This window comes from Citrobacter sp. S55_ASV_140, from assembly GCF_018919505.1.
Taxonomy (GTDB): domain Bacteria; phylum Pseudomonadota; class Gammaproteobacteria; order Enterobacterales; family Enterobacteriaceae; genus Citrobacter; species Citrobacter werkmanii.
Map to the genome: position 1 here is coordinate 1 of NZ_JAHLQZ010000008.1, position 27,000 is coordinate 27,000.

Annotated in this window: 25 protein-coding genes; 13 read left to right on the top strand and 12 right to left on the bottom strand. The window is 55.1% G+C overall.

The window, feature by feature from the left end; translation table 11 throughout:
- The 4 genes from KQJ18_RS02735 to trmJ all read right to left on the bottom strand — a co-directional run.
- Window positions 1–292: iron-sulfur cluster assembly scaffold protein (locus tag KQJ18_RS02735; RefSeq protein ID WP_216421375.1), on the bottom strand; the 292-nt coding region annotated here is incomplete at its 3' end.
- A gap of 26 nt (window positions 293–318) precedes the next feature.
- Entirely contained in the window at window positions 319–1,533 is a 1,215-nt protein-coding gene (iscS, locus tag KQJ18_RS02740) for a cysteine desulfurase (RefSeq protein ID WP_038642631.1), read from the bottom strand.
- Window positions 1,534–1,645: 112 nt separating this feature from the next.
- On the bottom strand, window positions 1,646–2,137 hold the full coding sequence (iscR, locus tag KQJ18_RS02745; RefSeq protein ID WP_003037674.1) for a Fe-S cluster assembly transcriptional regulator IscR: 492 nt from the start codon (window positions 2,135–2,137) through the stop codon (window positions 1,646–1,648).
- 173 nt (window positions 2,138–2,310) lie between these two features.
- Window positions 2,311–3,042, bottom strand: a complete 732-nt coding sequence (gene trmJ, locus KQJ18_RS02750) for a tRNA (cytosine(32)/uridine(32)-2'-O)-methyltransferase TrmJ (RefSeq protein ID WP_069324453.1) — start codon at window positions 3,040–3,042, stop codon at window positions 2,311–2,313.
- Window positions 3,043–3,160: 118 nt separating this feature from the next.
- Between trmJ and suhB the strand changes: the two genes are divergently transcribed.
- Window positions 3,161–3,964 carry an inositol-1-monophosphatase gene (gene suhB / locus KQJ18_RS02755; protein WP_003835237.1) on the top strand — a complete coding sequence of 268 codons (804 nt, stop codon included), beginning with the start codon at window positions 3,161–3,163 and terminating at the stop codon, window positions 3,962–3,964.
- Window positions 3,965–4,068: 104 nt separating this feature from the next.
- On the opposite strand, the gene KQJ18_RS02760 is transcribed toward suhB, so the two are convergent.
- Both KQJ18_RS02760 and KQJ18_RS02765 read right to left on the bottom strand, forming a co-directional pair.
- Window positions 4,069–5,049 (bottom strand): nickel/cobalt transporter, encoded by a 981-nt coding sequence (locus KQJ18_RS02760; RefSeq protein WP_216421377.1) that lies wholly within the window; start codon window positions 5,047–5,049, stop codon window positions 4,069–4,071.
- Complete coding sequence (locus tag KQJ18_RS02765) at window positions 5,040–5,678, bottom strand: DUF1007 family protein (protein ID WP_216421383.1); 639 nt, start codon at window positions 5,676–5,678, stop codon at window positions 5,040–5,042. The genes KQJ18_RS02760 and KQJ18_RS02765 overlap by 10 nt, the downstream gene beginning before the upstream one ends.
- A 417-nt stretch (window positions 5,679–6,095) precedes the next feature.
- Here KQJ18_RS02765 and KQJ18_RS02770 point away from each other — a divergent pair, with 417 nt between their 5' ends.
- The 6 genes from KQJ18_RS02770 to KQJ18_RS02795 all read left to right on the top strand — a co-directional run bounded on the left by KQJ18_RS02770 (window position 6,096) and on the right by KQJ18_RS02795 (window position 12,879).
- Entirely contained in the window at window positions 6,096–7,079 is a 984-nt protein-coding gene (locus KQJ18_RS02770) for an autoinducer 2 ABC transporter substrate-binding protein (RefSeq protein WP_038642638.1), read from the top strand.
- 103 nt (window positions 7,080–7,182) lie between these two features.
- Window positions 7,183–8,691 (top strand): sugar ABC transporter ATP-binding protein, encoded by a 1,509-nt coding sequence (locus tag KQJ18_RS02775; RefSeq protein WP_069324450.1) that lies wholly within the window; start codon window positions 7,183–7,185, stop codon window positions 8,689–8,691.
- A complete protein-coding gene (locus KQJ18_RS02780; protein ID WP_038642642.1) occupies window positions 8,684–9,673 on the top strand; it encodes an ABC transporter permease in 990 nt (329 codons plus the stop codon). Before KQJ18_RS02775 ends, KQJ18_RS02780 begins: the two co-directional genes overlap by 8 nt.
- Before the next feature lies 1 nt (window position 9,674).
- On the top strand, window positions 9,675–10,628 hold the full coding sequence (locus KQJ18_RS02785; protein ID WP_038642644.1) for an ABC transporter permease: 954 nt from the start codon (window positions 9,675–9,677) through the stop codon (window positions 10,626–10,628).
- A gap of 17 nt (window positions 10,629–10,645) precedes the next feature.
- A complete protein-coding gene (locus KQJ18_RS02790; RefSeq protein ID WP_085049317.1) occupies window positions 10,646–12,283 on the top strand; it encodes an FGGY-family carbohydrate kinase in 1,638 nt (545 codons plus the stop codon).
- Window positions 12,280–12,879 carry an SIS domain-containing protein gene (locus tag KQJ18_RS02795; protein ID WP_085049316.1) on the top strand — a complete coding sequence of 200 codons (600 nt, stop codon included), beginning with the start codon at window positions 12,280–12,282 and terminating at the stop codon, window positions 12,877–12,879. The genes KQJ18_RS02790 and KQJ18_RS02795 overlap by 4 nt, the downstream gene beginning before the upstream one ends.
- 267 nt (window positions 12,880–13,146) lie before the next feature.
- Here KQJ18_RS02795 and KQJ18_RS02800 read toward each other — a convergent pair whose 3' ends face one another.
- Window positions 13,147–13,461 carry a hypothetical protein gene (locus KQJ18_RS02800; protein ID WP_159121861.1) on the bottom strand — a complete coding sequence of 105 codons (315 nt, stop codon included), beginning with the start codon at window positions 13,459–13,461 and terminating at the stop codon, window positions 13,147–13,149.
- A 63-nt stretch (window positions 13,462–13,524) separates the two neighbouring features.
- Here KQJ18_RS02800 and csiE point away from each other — a divergent pair, with 63 nt between their 5' ends.
- Window positions 13,525–14,802: a stationary phase inducible protein CsiE gene (gene csiE / locus KQJ18_RS02805; protein ID WP_038642650.1), complete on the top strand. Its 1,278-nt coding sequence runs from the start codon at window positions 13,525–13,527 to the stop codon at window positions 14,800–14,802.
- On the opposite strand, the gene KQJ18_RS02810 is transcribed toward csiE, so the two are convergent.
- The 4 genes from KQJ18_RS02810 to KQJ18_RS02825 form a co-directional block, all read right to left on the bottom strand.
- Window positions 14,797–15,945 carry a 3-phenylpropionate MFS transporter gene (locus KQJ18_RS02810; RefSeq protein WP_038642652.1) on the bottom strand — a complete coding sequence of 383 codons (1,149 nt, stop codon included), beginning with the start codon at window positions 15,943–15,945 and terminating at the stop codon, window positions 14,797–14,799. The two genes, csiE and KQJ18_RS02810, sit on opposite strands and share 6 nt — an antisense overlap.
- Window positions 15,946–16,033: 88 nt before the next feature.
- Window positions 16,034–16,876 (bottom strand): aldose 1-epimerase, encoded by an 843-nt coding sequence (locus KQJ18_RS02815; protein ID WP_137347042.1) that lies wholly within the window; start codon window positions 16,874–16,876, stop codon window positions 16,034–16,036.
- On the bottom strand, window positions 16,876–18,315 hold the full coding sequence (locus KQJ18_RS02820; RefSeq protein WP_137347041.1) for a sugar porter family MFS transporter: 1,440 nt from the start codon (window positions 18,313–18,315) through the stop codon (window positions 16,876–16,878). Before KQJ18_RS02820 ends, KQJ18_RS02815 begins: the two co-directional genes overlap by 1 nt.
- A 72-nt stretch (window positions 18,316–18,387) precedes the next feature.
- Entirely contained in the window at window positions 18,388–21,654 is a 3,267-nt protein-coding gene (locus KQJ18_RS02825; protein ID WP_216421386.1) for a DUF5107 domain-containing protein, read from the bottom strand.
- 114 nt (window positions 21,655–21,768) lie between these two features.
- On the opposite strand from KQJ18_RS02825, the gene KQJ18_RS02830 reads away from it, so the two are divergent.
- Window positions 21,769–22,962, top strand: a complete 1,194-nt coding sequence (locus KQJ18_RS02830; protein WP_085049312.1) for an ROK family transcriptional regulator — start codon at window positions 21,769–21,771, stop codon at window positions 22,960–22,962.
- Window positions 22,963–22,965: 3 nt separating this feature from the next.
- Here the strand turns inward: KQJ18_RS02830 and hcaR are convergent, their stop codons facing one another.
- On the bottom strand, window positions 22,966–23,859 hold the full coding sequence (hcaR, locus tag KQJ18_RS02835; protein WP_085049311.1) for a DNA-binding transcriptional regulator HcaR: 894 nt from the start codon (window positions 23,857–23,859) through the stop codon (window positions 22,966–22,968).
- Between the two features lie 135 nt (window positions 23,860–23,994).
- On the opposite strand from hcaR, the gene hcaE reads away from it, so the two are divergent.
- Genes hcaE through hcaB form a run of 4 tightly spaced genes read left to right on the top strand, consistent with a single transcriptional unit; the run spans window position 23,995 to window position 27,000 of the window.
- Complete coding sequence (gene hcaE, locus KQJ18_RS02840; RefSeq protein ID WP_087856404.1) at window positions 23,995–25,356, top strand: 3-phenylpropionate/cinnamic acid dioxygenase subunit alpha; 1,362 nt, start codon at window positions 23,995–23,997, stop codon at window positions 25,354–25,356.
- The gene (gene hcaF, locus KQJ18_RS02845; protein WP_216421387.1) at window positions 25,353–25,871 is read left to right on the top strand and encodes a 3-phenylpropionate/cinnamic acid dioxygenase subunit beta; all 519 of its coding nucleotides are present in this window, start codon (window positions 25,353–25,355) and stop codon (window positions 25,869–25,871) included. The genes hcaE and hcaF overlap by 4 nt, the downstream gene beginning before the upstream one ends.
- Complete coding sequence (gene hcaC, locus KQJ18_RS02850) at window positions 25,871–26,191, top strand: 3-phenylpropionate/cinnamic acid dioxygenase ferredoxin subunit (protein WP_038642667.1); 321 nt, start codon at window positions 25,871–25,873, stop codon at window positions 26,189–26,191. Before hcaF ends, hcaC begins: the two co-directional genes overlap by 1 nt.
- On the top strand, window positions 26,188–27,000 hold the full coding sequence (gene hcaB, locus KQJ18_RS02855) for a 3-phenylpropionate-dihydrodiol/cinnamic acid-dihydrodiol dehydrogenase (protein ID WP_085049308.1): 813 nt from the start codon (window positions 26,188–26,190) through the stop codon (window positions 26,998–27,000). The genes hcaC and hcaB overlap by 4 nt, the downstream gene beginning before the upstream one ends.

Genomic DNA, 27,000 nt, shown 5'->3' on the forward strand with positions numbered 1-27,000 from the left:
CAAGCTCGTCGGCGATATCGGTGTTTTTAATCGCCTGTGCTTCGTCCAGCGATTTCCCTTTTACCCATTCGGTAACCAGAGAACTGGAGGCAATAGCGGAACCGCAGCCGTAAGTCTTGAAACGCGCGTCTTCAATGATACCCTCATTGTTGACTTTGATCTGCAACTTCATCACGTCGCCACAGGCCGGTGCGCCGACCATGCCGCTACCCACGTTCTCGTCGCTGTTGTCAAAAGAGCCCACGTTACGTGGATTCTCGTAGTGATCGATAACTTTTTCGCTGTAAGCCATGTTGAATTCTCCTTATTGGTGCCGAATTAGTGATGTGACCATTCAATACTGTTCAAGTCCACGCCCTGTTTGAACATTTCCCACAGTGGAGAAAGGTCGCGCAGACGGCCAATGGAGTTGCGAACCAGATTGATGGCATAGTCAATCTCTTCTTCGGTAGTGAAACGACCTAAAGAGAAACGAATTGAGCTGTGTGCCAGCTCGTCGGTCATACCCAGCGCGCGCAGCACGTAGGATGGCTCCAGGCTTGCTGAAGTACATGCAGAACCGGAGGATACCGCCAGGTCTTTCAGCGCCATAATCAGCGACTCGCCTTCAACAAAGTTGAAGCTGACGTTGAGAATGTTCGGTGCGCCCTGTTCGAGATCGCCGTTCAGGTACACTTCTTCCATGTCCTTCACGCCGTTCCACAGACGGTTACGCAGACTGCGCAGACGCGCCATCTCGGTTTCCATCTCTTCTTTCGCGATACGGTACGCTTCACCCATGCCAACGATCTGGTGGACAGGCAAAGTACCGGAACGCATGCCGCGCTCGTGACCGCCGCCGTGCATCTGCGCTTCGATACGAATACGCGGTTTACGACGCACGTACAGCGCGCCGATACCTTTCGGACCATAGATTTTGTGGCCGGAGAAGGACATCAGGTCAACTTTCAGTTGGCTCAGGTCGATAGGCAGTTTGCCCACGCTCTGAGTGGCGTCAACGTGATAGATGATGCCGCGCGCACGGCACATTTCACCGATAGTCGCGATATCCTGCACCACGCCAATTTCGTTGTTCACGTGCATGATGGACACGAGGATAGTGTCGTCACGCATTGCCGCTTCAAGTTCTTTCAGGTCGATAATACCGTTACGCTGTGGGGCGAGGTAAGTGACTTCAAACCCTTCGCGCTCCAACTGACGGCAGGTATCCAGCACGGCTTTGTGTTCGGTTTTGCTGGTGATGATGTGCTTGCCTTTTTTCTGATAAAAGTTGGCTGCACCTTTAATCGCCAGGTTATCGGATTCCGTCGCACCGGAGGTAAAGACGATTTCACGCGGATCGGCACCGACCAGATCAGCGATCTGATTACGGGCGATATCTACCGCCTCTTCAGCATGCCAGCCAAAACGGTGTGAACGGGAAGCTGGGTTACCAAAGTTTCCGTCCAGGGTCAGACACTGCATCATTTTCTCGGCAACACGCGGGTCCACCGGCGTGGTTGCGGAGTAATCGAGATAGATCGGTAATTTCATTGCTCTATAAACTCCGTACATCGCTTCAATGCAAGGAACCAGGCAACCGGCTGGATGTACGACCGAGTTAACGGGGCGTTTAACACCCCGGCCTGATTCTAAAATACTTTTATTATGCGCGTAACTTAACGTCGATCGCGTCTTGAGCACGATTAGTGCGTGGAGCGTCATGCGTGTGCTGGCGACCAGACACATCCAGGACTTCCTGATTATTCACCAGTTCGCCCAACGTAATGTTGTTGAGGAACCCGGTCAGACGATCGCTCAGATCGCGCCACAGCGCATGGGTCAGGCATTTATCGCCGCCCTGACAACCGCCTTTGCCCTGGCAACGGGTCGCATCTACAGACTCGTCGACAGCGCTAATGACTTCACCTACTGCGATGCTGCCGGCATCTTTACCCAGCAGATACCCGCCGCCTGGTCCACGTACGCTTGAAACCAGACCGTTTTTACGCAAACGGGAAAACAGCTGCTCCAGATATGACAGGGAAATTCCCTGACGTTCAGAAATATCAGCCAACGGTACCGGGCCCGTTTCTGAGTTGAGCGCAACGTCCAACATTGCGGTCACGGCATAACGCCCTTTTGATGTCAGTCTCATGTCTTACTTAGCCTCAAACTCGCCCCTGCCCGGGGTTTTTTATTGTAAAATGGGGGTATTGCATAGCAGGGGCAAGTCTGACATTCCCGACTAAATCAGTCAACTATTTACTTGACTAATTTAGTCAGGTATTTAACCTTCAGTGCCGTTTTCACTTGCAGGAGGCGTTTCGCTTACTTGCCTTTATTCTGCTGTTCGATAGATGCCAGAATCCCGCGCAGGATATTCAGCTCCTGACTCTCAGGACGCGCACGCGTAAACAGACGGCGCAGCTTGTTCATCACTTGTCCCGGATGGCCTTCGCGAATAAACCCGGTCGACAGCAGCGTTTGTTCCAGATGACCGTAAAAACGCTCTAAATCATCCACCAGCGGATACTCAGCTTCTTCATATTCGACGCTCTTATCACCTTCCTGCGTCGCCAGCCAGGCCATGCGGACTTCATAAGAGATAACCTGCACCGCCATCGCCAGGTTGAGCGAACTGTATTCCGGGTTCGCAGCAATGGCGACGTGATAATGGCATTTTTGCAGTTCTTCGTTGGTCAGGCCAACGCGTTCACGACCAAATACCAGCGCCACCGGCGTATTCGCCGCTTCAGACACGCTTTTTAAGCCGCATTCGCGCGGGTCCAGCATCGGCCACGGCAACGTACGGGAACGCGCGCTGGTGCCTACTACCAGACTACAACCCGCCAGCGCTTCATCGAGGGTATCGACGATCTGCGCGCTGCCGATCACATCGCTGGCGCCTGCCGCCAGGGCGATGGCCTGCGAGTCCGGTTTGACCAGTGGATTAACCAGCCACAGATTGGTTAAACCCATGGTTTTCATTGCGCGGGCCACAGAGCCCATGTTGCCAGTGTGAGAGGTTTCCACCAGCACAATTCGAATATTTTGCAGCATTGTATTTCTTCGGCTAAAGATTATTCGGGCATATTATCATAAAACGAAGACATATTCCGAACTCGCTGCTATACTCTGCGCCGTTTTCCCGTTCTTTAACATCCAGTGAGAGAGACCGATGCATCCGATGCTGACCATCGCCGTGCGCGCAGCGCGCAAGGCGGGTAATGTAATTGCCAAACACTACGAAACGCCAGACTCTGTAGAAACCAGCCAGAAAGGCAGCAATGATTTCGTGACTAACGTCGATAAAGCCGCCGAAGCGATTATTATCGAAACGATTCGCAAATCTTACCCACAGCACACCATCATCACCGAAGAAAGCGGTGAACATGTTGGTGAAGATTTGGATGTTCAATGGGTTATCGATCCACTGGATGGCACCACCAACTTCGTAAAACGCCTGCCGCACTTCGCGGTATCTATCGCAGTACGCATTAAAGGCCGTACTGAGGTTGCCGTTGTTTACGATCCAATGCGTAATGAACTGTTCACCGCAACCCGCGGTCAGGGCGCGCAGCTTAACGGTTACCGTCTTCGTGGCAGCACGGCTCGCGATCTGGACGGCACCATCATTGCCACCGGCTTCCCGTTCAAAGCGAAACAACACGCCGCTTCTTACATGAAAATCCTTGGCAACATGTTTACCGAATGCGCTGACTTCCGCCGTACCGGTTCTGCCGCGCTGGATCTGGCCTACGTTGCCGCAGCCCGCGTTGACGGTTATTTCGAAATTGGTCTGCGCCCGTGGGATTTCGCCGCAGGCGAGCTGATTGCGCGTGAAGCTGGCGCCCTGGTGTGCGACTTCACCGGCGGCCATAACTACATGGCGACCGGCAACATCGTTGCAGGTAACCCGCGCGTAGTGAAAGCCATGCTGGCTAACATGCGTGACGAACTGAGCGATGCGCTGAAGCGCTAATTGTTTGATGCCTGATGGCGGCTAGCGCCTGATCCGGCCTACCAGGGAAGTTCCCCGTAGGCCTGATAAGCGAAGCGCCATCAGGCATTCATCCTACAACAGTGCTAAAACGGTCTTATCCCTCGCCCCACCGGCACCGCGCTCATCCACATCACCACCGCTGCCGCAATTAATACCGTGCCCCCGGCTAACGCCAGCGTCGTCCAGCCAATCTGTCGCCACAGCACCGGCGCTTTATGCCCGCTAAGTCTCACCGCCAGCGTGCGGAAACTGTGTACCAATAAAGCCAGTGACGTAATCGTCAAAGAGGTGCCCGCCGCCATCGCCAGCGCCGACGCCATGCCCCAGTAAAAGACGCCAATCACTTTGCTGAACAACAGCACCATGATGGCCCCGGAGCATGGGCGCATCCCCATAGACAGAATAATCATCAGCCGGGCGCGCCAGTCATCACCGCTTTGCACCTGTTCAGGGTTCGGCAGATGCTGATGCCCGCAACCACAGCCGTCGTGATGCACATGGCGCGGCGTGAAGGCGGTAAACGTTGGCCGCTTTAGCAATAAGCGCAGTTTTTTCAGCGCCCGCCAGCACAGCAGCAGGCCTAACACGCCCACCAGCACATAACTCCCTCTCTCCAGCCAGAAGCTGCTCATATGCAGCTGCCGCGCAGGCAACTGCAAGACGGTGAGCACGATAACGACCAGACCAATCGCGACCAGTCCTTGTAATAAAGACGACGCCAGCGTCAGGCCGATACTGGATTTGAGTTTTGACGGGTGCGTCGCAAGCCAGGTAGTAATCACCACTTTTCCATGTCCCGGCCCCAGCGCATGCAGAACGCCGTAGAGAAAACTAAACAGTAGCAGCGATCCCCCTGCCTGGGTCGGACTGGCAGCAACCGCTTTCAGCAATCCGCTCATCTGTTGGTTTACTTCGCGCTGCCAGACGATGCTTTTCATCATCACCTGCGGCCAGGCCAGCCATAGCCACAGTATGCCGCCTGCCGCCAGCAGCAAAAATAGCGCCAGCGGCCACAGCGTGAGCCAGCGACGTCCAATGGGTCGTGGTTGATAAACTACTGACATTGCAGCGTTACCGTTTGTGCGAACTGTTTACCCAACTCCATATCCTCCGGCGGGGCGTCTTCTTTATCCAGCGACTGCGCAAAGATCAGCGTTTGTTCATTCGGCGTCGGGGTGTGTACTGAAATACGGCATTGCTGGCTGATCGCCTGCGACAGCCGGGCATCGCTATCCTGGTCATAGCTCATGTCCACGTAGTAGGTCGGATCGAAGGTTGAAATGGTATATTTTTGACCACTCAGCGGCTGTGGTTCAGCTAAGGGTAGAACGAACGTCAGCACCGCCTGATGTTCCTCACGTTCCATGCCGTATTCCGTCGGCCTGTTTTTAAACTTTACCTTTTGCCCTTCATGCCACACTTCAGTAAAATAATGCTGCCCAAGCACATTCGCCATCACTTCCGCCGCCAGTTTTTTCCAGCTCTCCGAGCTAGGTTTAGCATTCCCCGCATCGTAAAGCAGATCTGCCGAGGTGATTTCATCCATCGTCCAGCGCATTTTCAGCGCCACGAACTGATTATTCTCGCTCACTATCTCGGTTTTCAAATGGATAAAGCTGTGGGGATGCGCCCCTGCGCCAAAGGACAGGACAGCAAGAAACAACGTTACAATGATGTGCTTAACACGCTGCATGACTTCTCCACGATAAAAATCCAGGCCGCCAGAAATAATGGTGTGTTTGGCGAAAGAGTGCTGAGGATAACATTGAACGAAAAAATGTTGAGCCCCCTTTTCCGGTATCGATTCAGTTCTCAATTTCGACAATTCTTTCTCCAGCAACACCCGTCTGAATCCCTTTTCGTGGCCACAATTTATGCAAAATGATAATAAATTGTTAATTAAAAGTTTTATTTTAATTATTTATTAACAATAATTTTGCTGGTATGGATATAAAATCCCATGAATTTAACCAATATTTAACCATTAGTTTTCTTTAAATTTACAATAACGGACATAGATCACATTCACGGAACTTATGATTCATTCCCTCTTCCATTCGTAGTTAACTTCACCCCGTGACATGTCCTGCCCCCTACGAAAGGTACAACTATGAAATTCAAACTCGCATTACTCAGTGCAACCCTGGTTTCTGCATGCATGTTGTCCGGCACGTCCTTTGCGGCGGAAAAATATGAAATTGCTGTGGTTGCCAAAGTCACCGGGATTCCGTGGTTTAACCGGATGGAAACCGGCGTTAATGAAGCAGCAAAAAAACTGGATGTGAATGCTTACCAGACCGGGCCTTCCACGCCGGATCCGGCTCAGCAGGTGAAAGTCATTGAGGATCTGATCGCCAAAAACGTTAACGCGATCATCGTGGTGCCGAATGATGCCAAGGTCCTTGAGCCGGTGCTGAAAAAAGCGCGCGATAAAGGCATCGTGGTGCTGACGCACGAATCCCCGGACGAGCAGATTGGTCAATGGGATATTGAAACCATCGACAGTGAAAAATATGCGCAGGCTAACGTCGATGAATTAGCGAAAAGCATGGGCGGTAAAGGGGGTTATGCCATCTATGTCGGTTCACTGACGGTACCGTTGCATAACGCGTGGGCCGATTTTGCGATTAAGTACCAAAAAGAAAAATATCCCGAAATGTTCGAGGTCACTTCACGTCTGCCGGTCGCGGAAAGCATCGATAAATCCTACGCCACCACGCTGGACCTGATGAAAACCTATCCGCAGATGAAGGGCATTATTGGTTTCGGATCGCTGGGTCCAATCGGTGCGGGTCAGGCGGTGCAGAAAAAACGCGCCAAAGATAAAATCGCCGTCGTCGGGATCGCCATGCCAGCACAGGCTGCGCCGTACCTGATGCGCGGCGATATCAAAAAAGCGCTGCTGTGGGATCCAAAAGACGCCGGATACGCTCTGGTAACGGTGGCCGACCAGCTGTTGCAGGGTAAAGAAGTGAACGCCGATTTGAGTATTGATGGTTTAGGGAAAGCCGATATCGACACGGAGAAGAAAGTGATCCGCTTTAACAAGATCCTCGAAGTCACCAAAGACAACGCACAATCACTCGGTTTCTAAGGCTTTAGCCGACACCAGGGAACCTTAACGCCGACCGTCTGGTCGGCGCTATCAACCAAACTAACACTTAGCGTCCATGCGGACGTGCGCAGGGGTATTGTCCATGACAGACACCACCGCATTTATCACTCTTGAGAATATCAGCAAACAATTCCCGGGCGTGCTGGCGCTGGATAACGTGAATCTGACGCTGAGAAAAGGCGAAGTTCACTGTCTGGCGGGTCAAAACGGCTGTGGTAAAAGCACCATTATTAAAGTGATCTCTGGGGTGTATCATCCGGAAAAAGGCGCGCAGATTTTACTCGATGGCAAATTATTCCATCACCTGACGCCGCAGCTTTCTTCCCATTATGGTATTCAGGTTATTTATCAGGACCTGTCGTTATTCCCTAACTTTAGCGTCGCTGAAAATATCGCGGTCAACCGCTATCTGCCCGGTGGCGATATTTGGGTACGCCGTGGCGCGATGAAACAGCAGGCGCTGGCCGCCATGAAACGCATCGGCGTGAACATCGATCCCGATAAAAAAGTCGAAAAACTGTCGATTGCCGATCGGCAACTGGTCGCCATTTGCCGGGCTATTGCCGCCGATGCGCGTCTGGTGATTATGGATGAACCCACCGCTTCGTTAACCCGCCAGGAGGTCAATGGTCTGCTGCGGGTCGTCAACGAACTGAAAGCGGCCGGTATTTGCGTGGTGTTTGTCAGCCACCGTCTGGATGAAGTGATGGAAGTGGCTGACCGTATCAGCGTGATGCGCGACGGCAAACTGGTGGGAACATACCCAGCCAGCGAACTCGACAGTCACGAACTGGCCTTCCTGATGACCGGACAACGCTTCCACTACAGCCCGCTGCCGGAAAGACCCGCTATTGAGCAAGAGCCGCTGCTCGAGCTACGCAACCTCAGCCGCCGGGGGAAATACCAGAACATCAATTTATCGCTACATAGCGGTGAGATTGTCTCCATTGTCGGTCTGCTGGGTGCCGGTCGCACCGAGCTTTGCCTCAGTTTGTTCGGCATGACCCATCCGGAAAGCGGCGAAATGCGCATTAACGGTCAGCCGGTTACTCTGCGCAATAACCATGACGCCATCAAACACGGGATCGGCTATGTCTCAGAAGATCGCCTGACGCAGGGGTTGATCATGGAGCAGTCGATCTATGACAACACCATCGTCACGGTGTTTGACCAACTGCATACCGGCAGCGGTCTGCTCGATCATCGTAAAGCGCAAAAGCTGGTCGCCGATTTGATCCGTGAGTTGAACATTAAAGTCTCCGATCCGCATCTGCCGGTCAAAACGCTCTCCGGCGGTAATGCCCAACGCATTGCCATTGCCAAATGGGTGGCAACCCATCCGCGCATCCTGATCCTCGACTCCCCTACCGTCGGCGTGGATATCGCCAACAAAGAGGGGATTTACCAGATAGCCCGCGATCTGGCGGAACAGGGAATGGCGGTACTAATGATTTGCGATGAAATCCCGGAAGCGTATTACAACAGCCATCGTGTGCTGGTGATGCGCCGCGGCAAACTGGTGGCGGAATTTAATCCTCATCACTGCCGTGAAGAGGAGATTGCTGAAGTGGTCGAGGTAATCAATGAATAGTCTGCGTCTCTCCCGTTTAATCGGGCAACATGAATTCTGGCTGGGCCTGCTGGTCGTGGCGCTCGCCGTCGGGCTGAGCGTCAGTACCGATGAGTTCCTGTCGCTGGGCAATCTCACAGATGTCGCCACCAGTTACGCGATTCTCGGCATTCTCGCCTGCGGGCTGTTTGTGGTGCTGATTTCCGGCGGGATCGACATCTCATTTCCGGCGATGACAGCGATTGCCCAGTATGCGATGGCCAGTTGGGTGATCGCTCACGGCGGCAACTTCATACTGGCTTTAACCATCGCAATGGCGGTAGGTCTGCTGCTTGGGCTGATTAATGGCTTCCTGGTGTACTGGCTGCGCGTTCCGGCGATCATCATTACCATCGCCACGCTAAACGTCTACTACGGCCTGCTGGTTTATGCCACCAAGGGTACCTGGCTGTACGGCTTCCCGGACTGGTTTATGAACGGTATCAACTGGTTGTCGTTCACCGCGACAGACGGCTACGACTACGGTTTAACCCTGCCCCTGCTGTGCCTGGCGGCGGTGATCATCTTTACCGCCGTACTGATGAACTATACCCGTCTTGGCCGTCAGGTTTACGCCATGGGCGGCAACCGCGACGCGGCCTCGCGCCTGGGGCTGAATTTGCTGAAGCTGCATTTCTACGTCTATGGCTATATGGGCATTCTGGCAGGCGTTGCCGCCGTGGTTCAGGCGCAAATCACCCAGTCTGTTGCCCCCAATTCCCTGCTCGGCTTTGAGCTGACGGTGCTGGCGGCGGTCGTGCTCGGCGGCACCAGCATGAGCGGCGGGCGCGGTACGTTAACCGGAACGCTACTGGGTGTTGTGCTGCTGGCGTTCTTGCAAAATGGTCTGACGCTGCTGAGCGTCTCCTCTTACTGGCACACCGTGTTCAGCGGCGCCATTATCCTGGTCAGCATTAGCGCCACGGCCTGGAACGAAAAACGTAAACTGGCAAGGGAGCTTTGAGATGAAAACAATCGCCAGATTTTTACCCGGTGATGCCATCATTCGTCTGCAATGCGTCATTATTGTGGTCGTCGCCCTGGTCTTCTCGGCCCTGCTCGGCAGCCGTTTTTTCAGCGTCGCTAACTTCCAGTCGATCGGCTCGCAGTTGCCAATCCTCGGCATGCTGGCCCTCGGGATGGGCATGACCATGCTGACCGGCGGCATTAACCTGTCGATTATTGCCGGTGCGAACGCCTGCTCGCTGGTGATGGCGGCGATTATCGTCACCCACCCGGATAACCCGCTGTTTCTGGCGCTGGCGTTGATTGCAGGCGCAGCGGTGGCGGTGGCTATCGGCACGCTCAACGGCGCTTTAATTGCCTGGGTCGGCGTCTCGCCTATTCTCGCCACCCTCGGCACGATGACGCTGATCTCGGGGCTGAATATTTTGCTCTCCAACGGGACGGTGATTTCCGGCTTCCCGACCGCCATTCAATACCTTGGTAACGCGACGATTGCCGGTATTCCGGTGGCACTGCTGCTCTTTTTCCTCGTGGCAATCCTGCTGTGGGTGCTGCTGGAGCACACCACGCTTGGGCGCAGCCTGTATCTCGTCGGTTCCAATGAGCAGGCTACCCGCTACAGCGGTGTGAATACCGTACGGGTACAAATTTCGGTGTACGTTATTTCTGCCCTGCTCGGCTGGGTCGCCGCCATTCTGATGATGGCGAAATTCAACTCGGCCAAAGCCGGATACGGTGAATCCTACCTGCTGGTCACCATCCTTGCCTCCGTGCTCGGCGGTATCAATCCGGACGGCGGCTTCGGACGCATTATCGGCCTGGTACTGGCGCTGATTGTGCTGCAAATGCTGGAAAGCGGCCTTAACTTGCTGGGGGTCAGCAGCTATCTGACGATGGCGCTGTGGGGCGCGGTGCTGATCCTCTTTATCGCATTACAGAATCGTAAAGCCTGATTTCAGGAGAAAAAATTATGGCAAGTTACTTTATTGGTGTGGATGTCGGAACCGGAAGCGCCCGCGCTGGCGTGTTTGATCTCAACGGCAGAATGGTCGGTCAGGCCAGTCGGACCATCGAAATTTACCGTCCGCAGGCCGATTTTGTTGAGCAGTCTTCCGATAACATCTGGCAGGCTGTGTGTAACGCGGTACGCGATGCGATTAACCAGTCGGATATCAATCCTATCCAGGTGAAAGGTCTGGGCTTCGACGCCACCTGTTCACTGGTGGTGCTGGATAAAGAAGGCAATCCGCTGACCATCAGCCCTTCCGGGCGCAGTGAACAGAACATTATTGTGTGGATGGACCATCGCGCCATTACTCAGGCCGATCGCATTAACGCCCTGCATCATCGGGTGCTGGACTATGTGGGCGGTATTATCTCCCCGGAAATGCAAACGCCAAAACTGCTGTGGCTGAAGCAGCATATGCCCAATACCTGGGCTAACGCCGGTTACTACTTTGACCTGCCTGATTTCCTCACCTGGCGGGCAACGGGCGATGACACGCGCTCATTGTGCTCGACGGTGTGTAAATGGACCTATATGGGTCATGAAGATAAATGGGATGCCAGCTATTTCCGCCAGATTGGGCTGGAAGATTTGCTGGAGCACGATGCCGCCAAAATTGGCCGTTACGTGAAGACCATGGGCGAACCGCTCGGCCATGGGCTGTCAGCGCGCGCCGCCAGCGAAATGGGACTCATCCCCGGCACCGCGGTCAGCGTATCAATTATTGATGCCCACGCCGGTACGCTCGGCACGCTCGGCGCCAGCGGCGTTTCTGGCGAGGTGCCGGATTTCGACCGTCGTATCGCACTGATTGGCGGTACCTCCACCGGACACATGGCAATTTCCAAAGAGCCGCGTTTTATCGGCGGCGTCTGGGGGCCTTACTACTCTGCCGTACTGCCGGAATACTGGCTCAACGAAGGCGGGCAGTCGGCTACGGGGGCGTTAATCGACCACGTAATTCAGTCGCATCCGTGCTACGACACCCTACTGGCGCAGGCTAAGTCCCAAGGGCAGACCATTTATGAAGTGCTGAATGCGTTGCTGCGTAAAATGGCCGGTGAGCCGGAAGATATCGCCTTCCTGACCCGCGATATGCATATCCTGCCCTATTTCCACGGCAACCGCTCGCCGCGCGCCAACCCAACGCTTACGGGTGCAATCACCGGACTTAAGCTGTCGCGCACGCCGGAAGATATGGCGCGACAGTATCTGGCGACCATCCAGGCCATTGCCCTTGGTACCCGGCATATTATTGAAACGATGAATCAAAGCGGCTACACCATCGATACGATTATGGCCAGCGGCGGCGGCACGAAAAACCCGATCTTCGTTCAGGAGCATGCCAACGCCACCGGCTGCGCGATGCTGCTGCCGGAAGAGAGTGAAGCCATGCTGCTGGGCGGCGCCATGATGGGAACCATCGCCGCAGGCGTTTTTGACTCCTTCCCGGAAGCGATGTCGGCGATGAGCCGGATTGGTAAAACGGTCACCCCGCAAACCAACCGTATTAAGCAGTACTACGATCGCAAATATCGGGTATTCCACGAGATGTATCAGGATCATATGAAATATCGCCAGTTGATGCAGGAGGAGGCATGAGTAATTCATGGTCTCAAGCCACCGGCGTATTCCAGATCTACAGCGATGCCCTTGCGGGACTGGGACAGCATCTGACTGAGCCGGTCTGGCAGTCGCTGATGGCGGAACTGCGCGGATGCCAGGGGAAAATCGTCGTTACCGGCGTCGGTACCTCCGGCATTGCGGCGCGTAAAGTCGCGCATATGCTCGCCTGCGTGGAGCGCCCGGCGATTTATCTCAATGCCACCGATGCGGCGCACGGCGATCTGGGTTTTTTACGCGCCGACGACCTGGTTATTATGCTGTCGCGCGGTGGCAATTCGGATGAACTTACCCGGCTGCTGCCTGGGCTGGCGGCGAGAAATGTGCCGATCCTGAGCGTGACGGAAAACGCCAATTCGGCCATCGCTAAAGCGTCGAGGCTGGTGATTTCCACCGGCGTACAGCGTGAGGCCGACCCGCTGAACATGCTGGCGACGACCTCAATTCTGCTGGTACTGGCTATCTTTGACGCCGCCTGCGCCTGTCTGATGAGTGAAAGCGGCTACTCAAAGGAGACGCTGCTGGCGGTGCATCCCGGCGGCGATGTGGGATTAACGCTGCGCCGTGGGCAGTAACGCCAGGCATCTGTTCCGGAGGTGATAAATCTGTTGCCTCCGGCGTATTGTTACGTTCACCGTATGTTTTTCACTTCTCTGAAACGATTACTCCCAGTGAACGTGTTAAGGGTACTATCGCCGTACCCTTAACAATCCCGGCTCCCGGCGGGAAAATTGCCACTTCGTGGTTCCCTCCGCTTATTCCTCCAGGCTACCGGGCCGGGCGCGAGGTAGCGTCCTTGCAAAGCGCGCCCTGAGCCAGCATCCATGCTGGCTCTCCCGGCCTTACGGAAACACGTCGGCAATTTTCAGCCGGACCAGCCCACACCTGACCACCTGTATTTTTATTTGAAAATATCTGAACAGCGAAACGGATATAGCTAAAAGCAAGAGCGCTGAAGCGACACCCCGATCCGGAATCACATGTTCTCCATAATGTTTAACAGACATGCAGTACATCTCTACCAGTTCTTTTATATGTAAACTAAAGATAAAACCGTGAAAAAGTGGATTAACGCGCTGCGTTTCACTACCGCTATCTGTTCCGCACGTTAAAAATTCTGTGACGCTCCCCAGCATTCCTGGCGTAAAGCTTTCCATTCCGCAAATCTATGCGCAAACTTTAACTATTCTTATCAAACATACTCACGGGAGATTCTACAGATGATGTCAACGCTCGCCCCGCCATCTGTACTTTCCGCTCCCCAACGCCGTTGCCAGGTACTGCTGACGCTTTTTCTGCCGGGGCAGATTGCTACCGCGCAGACCTTCAGCAGTCTCAATGGCGTCGATGATGCCACCGTTCAGGAGGATATCATTGGCGCGGGGCTCGAAATCCAGCGCTATCATCGGCTCGCCATTACTTCCGCCCAGAATGGCGGCTATACGATCGAAGGCGCCCCGCTGAACCAGCGGCTGTGCCTGTTGCATTGGCTGCGCCGTGGCCTGCGGATCTGCCCGACGTTTATCACGCAACATTTCACACCCACATTGAAAATGGCGCTTAAACAGCAGGGCATAGCGCGCACGTTGTATGATGACACCAATCTGCATGCGCTGATTAACCTCTGCTCCCGACGCTTGCAAAAACCCTTTGAGTGCCGTGATATCCAGTTCCTGCGGCTGTTTTTACAATACTGCCTGCTGCAACATCACGCGGGGATCACCCCGGAGTTTAATCCGCTCCAGCAGCGCTGGGCGCAATCCTGCGCAGAGTATGCGCTCGCTGAGGAGATTGCCCGCCACTGGCAACGTCACGTCATGCAAAGTGCGCCGCCGGGCGAATCGCTGTTTATGGCATTGCTGTTCTCAATGATTCGCATCCCCGATCCCATCCGCGATAACCACCAGCAGGATCGCCGTTTGCGTCTGGCTATCGCGCGGCTGGTGCTGCGTTTTCGCGAGTATGGCAACGTTCGCTTCAGCGATGAACAAGGGCTGAACGACCAGCTGTATATCCACCTTGCCCAGGCTCTGAACCGCAGTTTGTTTGCCATTGGTATTGATAACACGCTGCCGGAGGAGTTCAGCCGACTTTATCCCCGGCTGGTTCGCACCACCCGCGAGGCGATACACGGATTCGAAGCGGAATACGAAGTGCAATTTTCAGAAGAAGAGATCGGTCTGGTAGCGGTGATTTTCGGTGCCTGGCTGATGCAGGAGAAGGATTTGCACGAAAAGCAGATTATCCTGCTGACCGGCAGTAATGAACAACTCGAAGCGCATATTGAACAGCAGCTACGCGAACTGACGCTACTGCCGCTCAACGTAAAACATATGCCAATGCAGGACTTTCAAAAAGAGGGTGCGCCGCGCGGCGTAACGCTGATCGTCACACCGTACACTACGCCGCTGCCGCTGTTTTCACCGCCGTTGATTCATGCGGATCTGGCGCTGACGTCTCACCAGCAGCAGCAGATCCGCAAAATCCTCGAATCATAACGTCGCAGGCTGCGCCACTACTTTCGGGCGCAGCACGATAGCCGGTAGCGCCACCAGCGCCATCACCCAGAATACGCCGCTGCCCAGGTTTTGGTACAGGTAGCCAGCGAAAACGGTCATGATGGCGATACTGCCGCCCATCGCTATCGCGGAATAGACCGCCTGTAAACGAATCACTTCGCTGCCCTGTCGCGCCGCGATATAGCGCATTGCCGCCAGGTGGCAGACGGTGAAGGTACCGCAGTGCAGGATCTGCACCACAATCAGCCACGGTAGTTCGGTGCTCCAGCCCATCAGCCCCCAACGCGCCACGCCGCAAACGGCGGAAAGCAACAGCAGATCGCGGGCGCTAAAGCGGCGGAACAGCTTGTGGCTGAGCGCGAAGATAATGACTTCCGCCACCACGCCCAATGACCATAAATAGCCCACCGCCGAAGCGGAATAACCAGCAGACTGCCAGTAAATGGCGCTAAAACCGTAATAGGCGGCATGCGCGCCCTGCAGCAGACTCACGCAGGCAAGAAAACGCCAGCTTTGCGTTATTAACGCGCGCCATGCGGGCCATCCCGCACTCTCCTGCTGACGGTTTTCACCAGCTGGCTGCACGCTCGGACGAATCATCATGCCCAGCAGCATTGAGGCGACGCCAAGCGACAGCAGAATAAGGATCACCCGATAGTCAAACAGGCTCACCAGCTTACCGGTCAGCGCAGAGCCAATCACAAAGGCCACGGATCCCCACAGTCGAACCCGCCCGTAATCCATGGTTATCTGTTTTTGCCAGGTGTTAGCCAGCGCGTCAGTCAGCGGCACCAACGGTGAGAAAAACAGGTTAAATCCGACCATCACCACCATCAGCCACGCCACGTTGGTCCCCGCCCAGAAGGCAAGCGCAAACACCAATGTCAACAGAGCCAGAATACGTAAAGCGGTAATCAGACGAGAGGGATCGCTCACGCGCGGCGCAATCAGCAAGCTACCGAGAAAACGGGCAATCAGCCCCGCGCCCAGCAGTAAACCAATGGTTTCCGGCGTCAGCCCCAACCCTTCGAGCCAGACGCTCCAGAAAGGCAGAAAAATACCGTAGCTAAAGAAATAGGTGAAATAACCGAGCGCCAGCCAGCGCGTGGAATGCAAAGCCATGAATCCCTCCCGTTTGGAGACGGTAGTCTGGCGATAAACTCTGGCTGGCGCAAGAGACCATTAACAGGCAGATAACATGATTTTCGCCCTATTCGACACAAATTTGCATCGCAAAATGACAGCGTTCTCCCTGCGCTAAAACCTGCAATCCCGGCTGCCCCTGCATGTGGTGGGCATTCACCGGATGCGTCTGCGGCTCCAGGCACAGGAATGGTTCACCCGACATTCTGAACAGCATCAGCCACGGAGTTTGCGCTAAAATCGTGACTTTCATCACATCGCGCTGAATAACGGCCCGCCCGCTCCAGCCAGAATAACCCACATTCAACCAGGCATCTTCACCGTATTGCGCATGCATAAAATCCGCTGCGGGTGGAATATCACTTTGCCAGTCCAGTGGCAGATGCTGTTCCCCCTCCGGCCAGTAGCCGCTGGCAGTGAACTGGGCCGTACTGTACGTATCAAAGGCGAAAAACGGATGGAACCCGCAGCCATAGATCATCGGTCGTTCCCCGCAATGGGTGAGCGTCAATGAAGCATGCAGGCTCGACGCTTCCAGTTGGTAGCAAATCTGCGCCGTATAGTCGTAGCCACAGGGATGCCAACTGCGCAACTGTAGCAAACAACCGCTTGGTGTCGCGGTGATAACCCGCCAGCGCTGCAGCCAGCCGTCACCGTGCAGGAAGAAGTGTTCATCCGCCTCATGGTGCGGTAGCACAACCTCTTCCCCACGTAGCATAAAACGGTTGCCCGCCACCCGGTTTGCCACCGGCAGCATCGGGAACAGGCCGCAATCACCGGGCTGCTGACCATGACCTTCACGTAATATTGCCCGTTGATGTTGTAACGAAACCAGACTCAATAGCGAACCGCCCTGCGGATCTACGCACATCCGTAGATGTGCGTTTTGAAGCATCAGCAGAGAATTCATTAGCGGGTGCTTCGTTGTTGGCTTGATGCGCCAACTTTCGTATGCTGCGCCGCCAGCTGTTCCTCCAGCGCTTCCAGCGTCACGCCTTTGGTTTCCGGCACATTACGCAGAATATAGATAAAGCCCATCGCGCAAATCACACCGTAGAGCAGGAAGCTTCCCGATGCGCCCAGACTCGCATTCAGCAGTGGGAAGGTATAGGTCAGCAGGAAGCAGGCAACCCACAACGCCAGCGTGCCGAACGACATCGCTAACCCGCGTACTCGGTTGGGGAAAATTTCGGACAGCAGCACCCAGGTTACCGGGGCCAGCGTCAGGGCGTAAATGGCGATCGCCGCCAGCACCAGTACCAAAACCGGCCAGCCCAGAATGCCCAACCCGTATGCCCCGGCAATGAGTACGTAGATAACCGTCAGCCCTGATGCACCAAACAGCATCAGTTTACGACGCCCAATTTTGTCCACCAGCGGCAGAGCGGCAAGGGTAAAGACCAGATTGATGATCCCGGTCGCTACGATCGATTTTAACGTGCCGTTGATGTCGAATCCGGCAGAAGCAAATATCTCCTGCGCATAGTTGAAAATAACGTTGATCCCACACCACTGCTGGAACACTGCCAGCACCATGCCAATAATCACTATCGGTTTGATCTGCGGTTGTAACAGTGATGACCACGCGACCTTGTGGTTATCTTTTTGTAGCGTATGTTCAATCTCTTTCAGCGTTTGCCCGGCATATTCCGCTGAACCAATGCGCTGCAGCATGGTGCGCGCACGTTCGGCTTTTCCTGCCTTCACCAACCAGCGCGGCGATTCAGGGACAAAGAACATCAGCACCAGGAAAATTACCGCGGGCACTAATTCAGCGCCAAACATCCAGCGCCAGCCCGTCTGACCGTTCCAGCTTTCCACAATCGCCTGCTGCGTAGCGCCTGTAGCGACAGGTTCGGCAATCATCAGGTTGATAAGCTGCGCCGCCAGGACGCCAATGACGATGGTGAGTTGGTTAACGGCAACAAAGCGACCACGCTTTTCCGCCGGGCTGACCTCAGCGATATACAGCGGGCTTAGCGCGGATGCCAGACCAATCCCCACGCCGCCAACGATGCGATAGACAACAAACATGTCAAAATTGCTGGCAACTGCTGTTCCCCAGGCTGAAGCGCTAAAAAGGATTGCCGAGAGAATCAGCGGCATCTTTCGGCCAAACTTATCGGCACACCAGCCGGAAATCAGCGCACCAAAGATACAACCAACCAGCGCCGAGCTCATCGCCCAGCCAGATTGCGCCGGATCGGTAATCGAAAAATAAGCTTCATAGAAGGGCTTTGCCCCGCCGATCACCACCCAGTCATAGCCAAACAGTAAACCACCGCAGGCGGCAACCAGGCAGATAGTCCAGACGTAACCAATCTTTAAATGTGTCTGCGCGTTATTCATTATGATTCCTCTTTCAGGGAAACGCAGGGGACAGAAGGTTTCGGGTGAGGTTGCCCCCACCCGTTTCGGGTATTACTGGAACAGCCTTACGTTAATGGCGTGACGCAGCAGTAACGCCTTGTCATGTGCCGGATTGAGTTGCAGAAGCTCATCAAGATCGCGCTGGCAAGCAGAACTATTTCCCAGCCCCAGATGCCCAAGCGCATTGATAAACAGGCAGTGTTGCTGGTGTTTTGCTTGTGCTGAGGTATCCAGCACCACCAGATCGGGCAGCGATACGGCAAAGAAATCGACATCCGGGACGTTGTCGCGATGCGACTCAACCCATTGCAGGAAGCTGTTGAACAGAGCGTCCGCCTGTGCATCATCGCCGAGTTTTCTCTGCGCCATCCCCTGCCAGAAGAGATAGTCCACCGGCTGGTCGTTGTAGTAACGTCCGGCATCCAGTGAGCTACCGCCACGCGTGGCACGGGAGAAATAGCGCCGGGACTCCTCGAAATGCCCCTGCTGCTGGGCGCAATAACCCAGCAAATACCAGATGTCATTATCCGTTTGCCCAGGCAGGCGCCCCTCTCCAAGGTTTTGCGGGTAGTGCAGCGCCTGTTGCAGTTGCGTGATGGCGGTTTGCGGGTCGCCCGACTGAACGGCCTCCAGTGCGCGATGCATCTGATTCAGCAAATATTGCCCGGTGGCTTTGCCTTCTCCCCCCTCCCACGGATGAAATACACGCTCACGTAATATTGCCGCGGCCTCGTCGTAGCGCCCCAATCCATTCCACAGACTAAGCAGTTCCACCGTCAGATCGTCACGATGGAAGACAATATCTTTGCTGGCTTCCAGTCGTTGCAAACGCTGTTCAGTCGGTTGCGCCATCAGCTTTTTGAGATAGTCGAGTTCGAACAGGAAACGGGCATTTTGCGGCTCCAGTGCTACGGCCTGCGACAGATACTGCATCGCCTGCTGTGCATCGTGCTGTTTGTTCCAGGCATAGATACCCAATAAGCGATGCACTGGGGCAAAATCCGGCTCCTGCGCAAGGGTAAATTGCCAGCAGGAGACCGCCTCGTCATAGCAGCGTTTGCTGTACCAGAAACAGCCGAGCAAATAGCGGGCAAAAGCGCTCTGCTCGAGGGTTTGCAGCATCTGTACTTCATCCAGCGTATTAGGAAAACGGACGCGATTTTGCAGACACTTACGCGCTCGTTCGATGAAAGGTTGCGGATTGTCGCTCAGCGAAGCGCGCCACAGCATCGGTAGCGTTTCCTGGCTGTCGAGCAGTTCCAGCACGCCACGGGCAGCATCTTTTTGCCCCAATGCGATCAACCAGCCAGCCAGTTCACACGCGTTGGTACCGCGCCGCCCGGTAATCGAGATTAGCGCCTGTGCAGTGGCCTCATCCTGGCAAATAGCCCAGCGCGCATAGTGCAGGGTGTAACTCAGCGGATAATCAACCAGCTGTTGGCGAATGTATTCCAGCGCTTGCGCATTGCGATCAAGCTTAGCCAGCGCCAGCGCTTTCAGTCCCATCGCCAGGTTATTACTGCCGTTAAAACGCAGGCTCTGCTCGACTTTTTCCAACGCGCCGGCATAGTCCTGACGTTTCATCGCCAGGCGCGCTAACGACCAGAAAGCCGCGTCCCGGCAGTTGCCGCTCCAGCTCGCCTTATAATAATTATCCCAGGCGCTTTCATCGTCGCCCTGGCGTTCCTGCGCGGCGGCCAGCAGCATACTCGCCTCGCCATCACGTGGATTCTTATTGAGCTTGTGCGCCCGTTCCAGCGCCTTGCCCGCGCAATGGGCTGCTAATGCCCAGTCCGCGCGGTTTAGTGCCAGCGTCCCCAGCGCCACATTATTGCGATAATCAAGCGGGTCGACCTCCAGCGCGCGGCGGTAATAGTCTTCGGCATAGCGGCTGGCGTGGTTGTACTGCTCCAGATGCTGACCAATAAAATAGAGTTCATCGGTATTAGCAAGCGCTTCTGGCTGAGCTGGCGCGCTGGCCGCCGAGGGTAGTGGTAATTCTTGCGCCAGGTGCTCTTCGTACTGCAACAGCACAGTGCCATCGGCGCGAGTAACGGTCATCGTTACCCGGGCATGACCATTGTCAGACACATCGGCTAACCAGCTCTGCCCCGGCTCAAGGGTGAGTGTATTCTCAAAGAACGGCTCCCCGTGTGCCGCAAGCGTAACCTGAACATCGCGTAGCGGCGCTATCGCATAAACGCCCACTGAAAGTTGGCTTCCCTCACGCACCAGCCGAAGCGCCAGTTGCGTGCTGGCGTTTTGCACCATGCCAAGTTCGCTGTAGGGCAGGAAGTTTTGCACGAAAACTTTCTCTTCGTACGGCGCAAGCCAGGTGAAATCCGGTTGGTTATCGGTAAAGACCCCGGTCATCAGTTCGATATACGGACCGTTGTCATCGGTGAGATTACGATCCCAGGCAACGCCAAAGTCGCCGTATCCCCAGGTCCACTGTTTTTTCCCCGGCGAAACATGGTGGTCCGCCACGTGCAGTAATCCACCGCGTTCGCCGTGGTGCCAGGCACCGACAAAGTCATAATCCGATTTTTCCGCCATATAAGAGGTCGGAACGGGTACGTTTTTGTAGCGAGAGATATCCACACCCGCCGAGTAATCCACTTTGTAGTAGGTGCCAGTAGCGACAGGAAACGCTGAAACATCGCGCTTGCCGTGGTCGAATACCGCGGTTACATCCGGCGGAAACACGCTCTGATGATCGTCGCCGCCTTTCACCGCCGGATTCGCCCACCACAGGAAGTGGCGCGGCGTGGCGTTACCGTTAAACACCTTCCCGGTTATTTCGATCAGCGCACGATCCGGATACAGTGTGAATCCGGTCATCACCTGTAAACCACGCATGGGTTCAACCTCCCCCATCCACACGGTATATTCCCCCTGCTCGCCCTGCTGTTGCGTAAAATCAACCGGCATAAAGGTGGTTGGACGATGATGCTGCGGCCAGTTGAACTCAATGCCGCCAGAGATCCATGGCCCAAGCAGGCCAACCAACGCTGGTTTCACCACTTCGTTGTAGTAGACGAAATCACGTTGCTGCACTTTGTCATACGCACGATGGATACGTCCGCCTAATTCCGGCAGCAGCATGATGCGAATGAAGTCATTCTCCATCCACACCGCCTGATAGTCGCGCATTTCACGCTTGCCGGTCAGGGTATCAATCACGCCGTAGGGATAAACCGCACCAGAGGATCCCTGATATACCCTTTTCTCCAGAAACATCGGGTTAGCGTCTTCTTCACCCACCGTCCACGTTGGGAGGGTGATCGTTTCCTGCCAGACTTTAACTGAACCGTACATGCCGCTCTCCACTCAATAAACAAAAGTAAAAATTTAACCTGAGGCTATTCTGCGGCAGTTAAGTGGCGTTAAAATGCGCAATGCTCACGCAATATAGTAAAGGGAGTTAAGTGTATGCAGCGTTCGGGATTCAATAACGCCAGGGTGCGTCAGGCAAATAAACAGATCTTTTTGTCGCATCTATGGCGGGAAAAACAGCTTAGCAAGTCGCAGTTGGCGCAGCTGACCAGTCTGTCGATCCCGGCGGTCAGCAATATTCTTGAAGAGCTGATGGATGAAGGGAGAATCAGCCATTCGCGAGAGACGTTAAGCCAGCGCGGTTTGAGTAGCGGCAGTTATCATTTGCCAGAAACAGGCGCCTGGACGCTCTGCATCAACGTCACCCCCACCAGCATCACCAGCCAACTGGCGGACGCGCGTCTGGTGGCCGTCGGCGACTGGCGCCATGAGGTCATTAATCCTGATACGCCAAAAGCGCTGCTGACAGCATTGGCGGCACACTGGCGAGAATACCGTCGGCAATTTCCAGAGGTTACGATTAATCTGGCACTGGGCGTGCACGGCCAGGTTGATCCGATTACCGGCGCATCAAAAACCATGCCTCAGGCTCCGTGGAAAACACCGGTGGAAATAAAATACCTGCTTGAGGAAATGCTTGGTGTGCAGGTCCGGCTGGACAATGACTGCGTGATGCTGGCGCTGGCGGAAAAGTGGCAAAATCCGGCGGCTAACGGTGATTTTTGTGTGATTAACGTTGATTACGGCATTGGCTCATCGTTTGTCATTAACGATAACATCTGGCGGGGCAGTTTGTACGGCAGCGGTCAGATTGGCCATACAATAATTGATCCGGACGGGGTTGCCTGTGACTGTGGCCGTTATGGGTGTCTGGAAACGGTGGCGTCATTAAGCGCACTGAAAAAGCAGGCTCGCGTGTGGATGAAATCGCAACCGACATCCCTGTATGATCCCCAAACGCTGACGACCGACCAGCTTATTGATGCCTGGAGGCACGGAGATGTTCGCATTCAGGCGTGGGCCGAACATGCCGCCAGTGCCATTGGCCTGAGTCTGTACAATTTTCTAAATATATTAAATATTAATCAAATCTGGCTGTATGGTCGTAGCTGCGCCTTCGGCGAGAGCTGGCTCAACACGCTGGTACAGCAAACCGGATTTAATCCGTTCGATCATGGCGATAACCCACGAGCCCGGGCAACGCAGATCGGTTTCGGTAAGCTTAATCGCGCTCAGCAACTGATGGGAATCGGTTATCTGTATGTCGAGTCGCAGCTTAGCGAGCTGTAGTCGTTAATCCACAACGCTCACGGCTAAACGTTCATGCACCGTGGCGATAAAGTCGGTCAGCGCCGGTTTCAGCGCCCCCTTTTTCCACGCCATCAGCAGCGCAATGGTCGGAACATCGCCAACAATAGGGCGAAAAACCACCTGCCCGGTATTAAAATTATTCATATAACCGGGTATCAAAGTCACCCCCAACCCCATGCTGACCAGGTTCATGGTCACCAGAATATTGGTCGCCACCTGCACGATATTGGGCTGGCTTTTTTGCTGCTGAAACCAGTTTTTGACAATCATCGCTAACGCGCCGGAATAGGCCGGATCGGTACTGACAAAATTGACGCCGTGCAGTTGCTGTGCCGATATCGCTTTCTCATTAGCGAGCGGATGATTCACCGGTAACACCACCACCAGCGGCTCATGAATCAGCTCCAGATAATCCAGTTCCGGGCTGTAAACCGGATGACGCATTAAGCCAACGTCCAGCTCTCCGCGCAGGATCTTCTCCTCCTGCTCAGTGGTGATCAAACTGACCAGTTCAATATGCGTATCTGGTTGTTTTAAACGAAACAAAGGCAGCACTTTGGGCAACAGATTTACCTCTGCGGAAGGGACAAAGCCGATGGCGAAATGGTTATCTTCCTGCACCGTTTTACGGGCGCGAACTTTGGCATTTTCCGCCTGCTCGAGGATAACCAACGCATCCTGTAAAAAACATTCACCTGCTGCCGTTAACGCAACTTTGCGCTTGTCCCGCACCAGCAAGGGAACCCCCACACAGGTCTCCAGATCGCGGATCTGACTGCTTAACGAGGGCTGAGAGGTATGCAGTTTTTCTGCCGCCCGGGTGAAATTCAGCGCCTGCGCCACCGCCACAAAATAGCGTAAGTGCCTCAGTTCCATGCCCTTCCCCTTGTTATCGAAAAAATGTCTCAACTGGTAGAAATTTACTATTTCACAGATTGATAACTAACCAGCAACATCCTTAGGGTACAAAAAAAGAAGGTCAATACATCTTAGCTTTCAGGATTAAAAAATATGACCATACCCTCAAATTTAGACATCTACCGACTGATCGACACGCAAAACGGTCGCGTAACCCCACGTATTTATACCGACCCTGAAATTTACCAACTGGAGCTGGAACGCATCTTCGGACGCTGCTGGCTGTTTCTCGCCCACGAAAGCCAAATCCCCAAACCGGGCGATTTCTTTAACACTTATATGGGCGAAGACGCCGTGGTGGTGGTGCGCCAGAAGGACGGCAGCATCAAAGCGTTTCTCAACCAGTGCCGCCACCGCGCGATGCGCGTGAGTTATGCCGACTGCGGTAACACCCGCGCCTTCACCTGCCCGTATCACGGCTGGTCGTATGGCATTAACGGCGAGCTGATCGACGTGCCGCTGGAGCCGCGCGCCTACCCACAAGGGTTGTGCAAATCCCACTGGGGGCTGAACGAAGTGCCATGCGTCGAAAGCTACAAAGGGCTGATTTTCGGTAACTGGGATACCACCGCGCCGAATCTTCGCGATTATCTCGGCGACATCGCCTGGTATCTCGACGGCGTGCTAGATCGCCGTGAAGGCGGCACTGAAATCGTCGGCGGCGTACAGAAGTGGACCATCGACTGTAACTGGAAATTCCCCGCCGAACAGTTCGCCAGTGACCAGTATCACGCGTTGTTCAGCCACGCCTCTGCCGTACAGGTATTGGGCGCGAAAGACGACGGCAGCGACAAACGCCTGGGAGACGGTCAAACCGCCCGCCCGGTGTGGGAAACAGCCAAAGACGCGCTACAGTTCGGCCAGGATGGACACGGCAGCGGCTTCTTCTTTACCGAGAAACCGGACGCCAACGTCTGGGTCGACGGCGAAGTCTCCAGCTACTATCGCGATACCTATGAAGAGGCGGAGCAGCGTCTGGGTAAGGTTCGTGCACTGCGTCTCGCCGGTCACAACAATATTTTCCCCACGCTCTCCTGGCTGAACGGCACCGCCACGCTGCGCGTCTGGCATCCGCGCGGGCCGGACAAAGTCGAAGTGTGGGCATTCTGCATCGCCGATAAAGCCGCCTCTGATGACGTCAAAGCCGCTTTTGAAAACAGCGCCACCCGCGCCTTCGGCCCGGCGGGGTTCCTTGAGCAGGACGACTCGGAAAACTGGTGTGAGATTCAAAAACTGCTCAAAGGCCACCGGGCACGCAACACCAACCTGTGCCTGGAGATGGGTCTCGGCCAGGAAAAACGTCGTGAAGACGGCATTCCGGGGATCACTAACTACATCTTCTCGGAAACCGCCGCCCGCGGCATGTATCAGCGTTGGGCCGATTTATTAAGCAGCGAAAGCTGGCAGGAAGTGCAGGAAAAAACCGCCGCATACCAGCAGGAGGTGATGAAATGAGCGCGTTAGTCTCCCCTGAGCTACATCACCGCATCAGCCAGTTCCTGTATGAAGAAGCGCGTCTGCTGGACGACTGGCAGTTCCGCGGCTGGCTGGCGCAACTGGATGACGACATACGTTACACCATGCGCACCACGGTGAATGCCCAGACGCGCGACCGCCGTAAAGGCGTACAGCCGCCGACCACCTGGATTTTCAACGACAATAAAGGCCAGCTTGAACGCCGTATCGCGCGGCTGGAAACCGGCATGGCGTGGGCCGAAGAGCCACCTTCCCGCACCCGCCACATGATCAGCAACCTGCAGGTGAGCGAAACCGACCAGCCGGACGTGTTCGCCGTGCGCCTGAACTATCTGCTGTACCGCGCACAAAAAGAGCGTGACGAGACGTTCTACGTCGGCACGCGCATGGATAAGGTCCGTCGTCTGCCGGGCGACGAATGGCGCTTACTGGAGCGTGAGATCGTGCTCGATCAGGCGGTGATCACCTCCCACAACCTGAGTGTACTGTTCTGATGAGCCGCATATTTGCCTGCTCCGCCACGGAGCTGCCGGAGGGGGAAGCCCTCCGGCTGGAAACCTCTCCCGTCATCGCGCTGTTTCACGTTGGCGGTGAGTTTTATGCCATTAACGATCGCTGTAGCCACGGTAACGCCTCGATGTCGGAGGGCTATCTGGAAGACGACGCCACGGTGGAGTGCCCGCTGCACGCCGCCAGCTTCTGCCTGAAAACCGGCAAAGCGTTGTGCCTGCCCGCCACCGATCCGCTCACCACCTATGCGGTGCATGTGGAAGGCGGCGAGGTGTTTATTGATTTACCCGAGGAGGCCAGATGAGCGATTTACGCGATAACGTTGTGTTTATTACTGGCGGCGGCTCCGGGCTGGGGCTGGCGCTGGTAGAACGCTTTATTGAAGAAGGTGCTAAAGTCGCCACGCTCGAGCTGTCCGCAGCGAAGATTGCCAGCCTGCGCCAGCGCTTTGGTGAACACGTACTGGCGGTGGAAGGCAACGTGACCTGCTATGCCGACTACCAGCGCGCGGTGGATCGGATCCTCACCACCTTCGGCAAGCTGGACTGTTTTATCGGCAACGCGGGTATCTGGGATCACAACGCTTCGCTGGTCAATACGCCCGCCGAGGCGCTGGAAAGCGGCTTCCACGAGCTGTTTAACGTTAACGTGCTGGGCTATCTGCTGGGCGCCAAAGCCTGCGCCCAGGCATTAATCGCCAGCGAAGGCAGCATCATCTTTACCCTGTCTAACGCCGCATGGTATCCCGGCGGCGGCGGGCCCCTGTATACCGCCAGCAAGCACGCGGCCACCGGGTTGATTCGCCAACTGGCCTACGAACTCGCCCCCAAAGTGCGGGTGAACGGTGTCGGCCCATGCGGCATGGCGACCGATCTGCGCGGCCCGCAGGCGCTCGGTCAGAACGATACCTCGATTATGCAGTCGCTGACGCCGGAGAAAATTGCCGCCATTCTGCCGCTGCAGTTCTTCCCGGAACCGGCTGACTTCACCGGCCCGTACGTGATGCTGGCTTCACGCCGCAACAACCGTACGCTAAGCGGCGTGATGATCAATGCCGACGCCGGTCTGGGGATCCGTGGGATCCGGCACGTCGCAGCTGGTCTGGATCTGTAA

Coding starts and splice junctions, on each gene's coding strand:
- trmJ (WP_069324453.1), bottom strand. CDS start 3,042: ATGCTGCAAAATATTCGAATTGTGCTGGTGGAAACCTCTCACACTGGC.
- KQJ18_RS02785 (WP_038642644.1), top strand. CDS start 9,675: ATGAAAACAATCGCCAGATTTTTACCCGGTGATGCCATCATTCGTCTG.
- KQJ18_RS02760 (WP_216421377.1), bottom strand. CDS start 5,049: ATGTCAGTAGTTTATCAACCACGACCCATTGGACGTCGCTGGCTCACG.
- KQJ18_RS02775 (WP_069324450.1), top strand. CDS start 7,183: ATGACAGACACCACCGCATTTATCACTCTTGAGAATATCAGCAAACAA.
- suhB (WP_003835237.1), top strand. CDS start 3,161: ATGCATCCGATGCTGACCATCGCCGTGCGCGCAGCGCGCAAGGCGGGT.
- KQJ18_RS02795 (WP_085049316.1), top strand. CDS start 12,280: ATGAGTAATTCATGGTCTCAAGCCACCGGCGTATTCCAGATCTACAGC.
- iscR (WP_003037674.1), bottom strand. CDS start 2,137: ATGAGACTGACATCAAAAGGGCGTTATGCCGTGACCGCAATGTTGGAC.
- KQJ18_RS02815 (WP_137347042.1), bottom strand. CDS start 16,876: ATGAATTCTCTGCTGATGCTTCAAAACGCACATCTACGGATGTGCGTA.
- KQJ18_RS02800 (WP_159121861.1), bottom strand. CDS start 13,461: ATGGAAAGCTTTACGCCAGGAATGCTGGGGAGCGTCACAGAATTTTTA.
- KQJ18_RS02825 (WP_216421386.1), bottom strand. CDS start 21,654: ATGTACGGTTCAGTTAAAGTCTGGCAGGAAACGATCACCCTCCCAACG.
- hcaR (WP_085049311.1), bottom strand. CDS start 23,859: ATGGAACTGAGGCACTTACGCTATTTTGTGGCGGTGGCGCAGGCGCTG.
- KQJ18_RS02820 (WP_137347041.1), bottom strand. CDS start 18,315: ATGAATAACGCGCAGACACATTTAAAGATTGGTTACGTCTGGACTATC.
- KQJ18_RS02780 (WP_038642642.1), top strand. CDS start 8,684: ATGAATAGTCTGCGTCTCTCCCGTTTAATCGGGCAACATGAATTCTGG.
- hcaE (WP_087856404.1), top strand. CDS start 23,995: ATGACCATACCCTCAAATTTAGACATCTACCGACTGATCGACACGCAA.
- iscS (WP_038642631.1), bottom strand. CDS start 1,533: ATGAAATTACCGATCTATCTCGATTACTCCGCAACCACGCCGGTGGAC.
- hcaF (WP_216421387.1), top strand. CDS start 25,353: ATGAGCGCGTTAGTCTCCCCTGAGCTACATCACCGCATCAGCCAGTTC.
- csiE (WP_038642650.1), top strand. CDS start 13,525: ATGATGTCAACGCTCGCCCCGCCATCTGTACTTTCCGCTCCCCAACGC.
- KQJ18_RS02770 (WP_038642638.1), top strand. CDS start 6,096: ATGAAATTCAAACTCGCATTACTCAGTGCAACCCTGGTTTCTGCATGC.
- KQJ18_RS02810 (WP_038642652.1), bottom strand. CDS start 15,945: ATGGCTTTGCATTCCACGCGCTGGCTGGCGCTCGGTTATTTCACCTAT.
- KQJ18_RS02790 (WP_085049317.1), top strand. CDS start 10,646: ATGGCAAGTTACTTTATTGGTGTGGATGTCGGAACCGGAAGCGCCCGC.
- hcaC (WP_038642667.1), top strand. CDS start 25,871: ATGAGCCGCATATTTGCCTGCTCCGCCACGGAGCTGCCGGAGGGGGAA.
- KQJ18_RS02830 (WP_085049312.1), top strand. CDS start 21,769: ATGCAGCGTTCGGGATTCAATAACGCCAGGGTGCGTCAGGCAAATAAA.
- KQJ18_RS02765 (WP_216421383.1), bottom strand. CDS start 5,678: ATGCAGCGTGTTAAGCACATCATTGTAACGTTGTTTCTTGCTGTCCTG.
- hcaB (WP_085049308.1), top strand. CDS start 26,188: ATGAGCGATTTACGCGATAACGTTGTGTTTATTACTGGCGGCGGCTCC.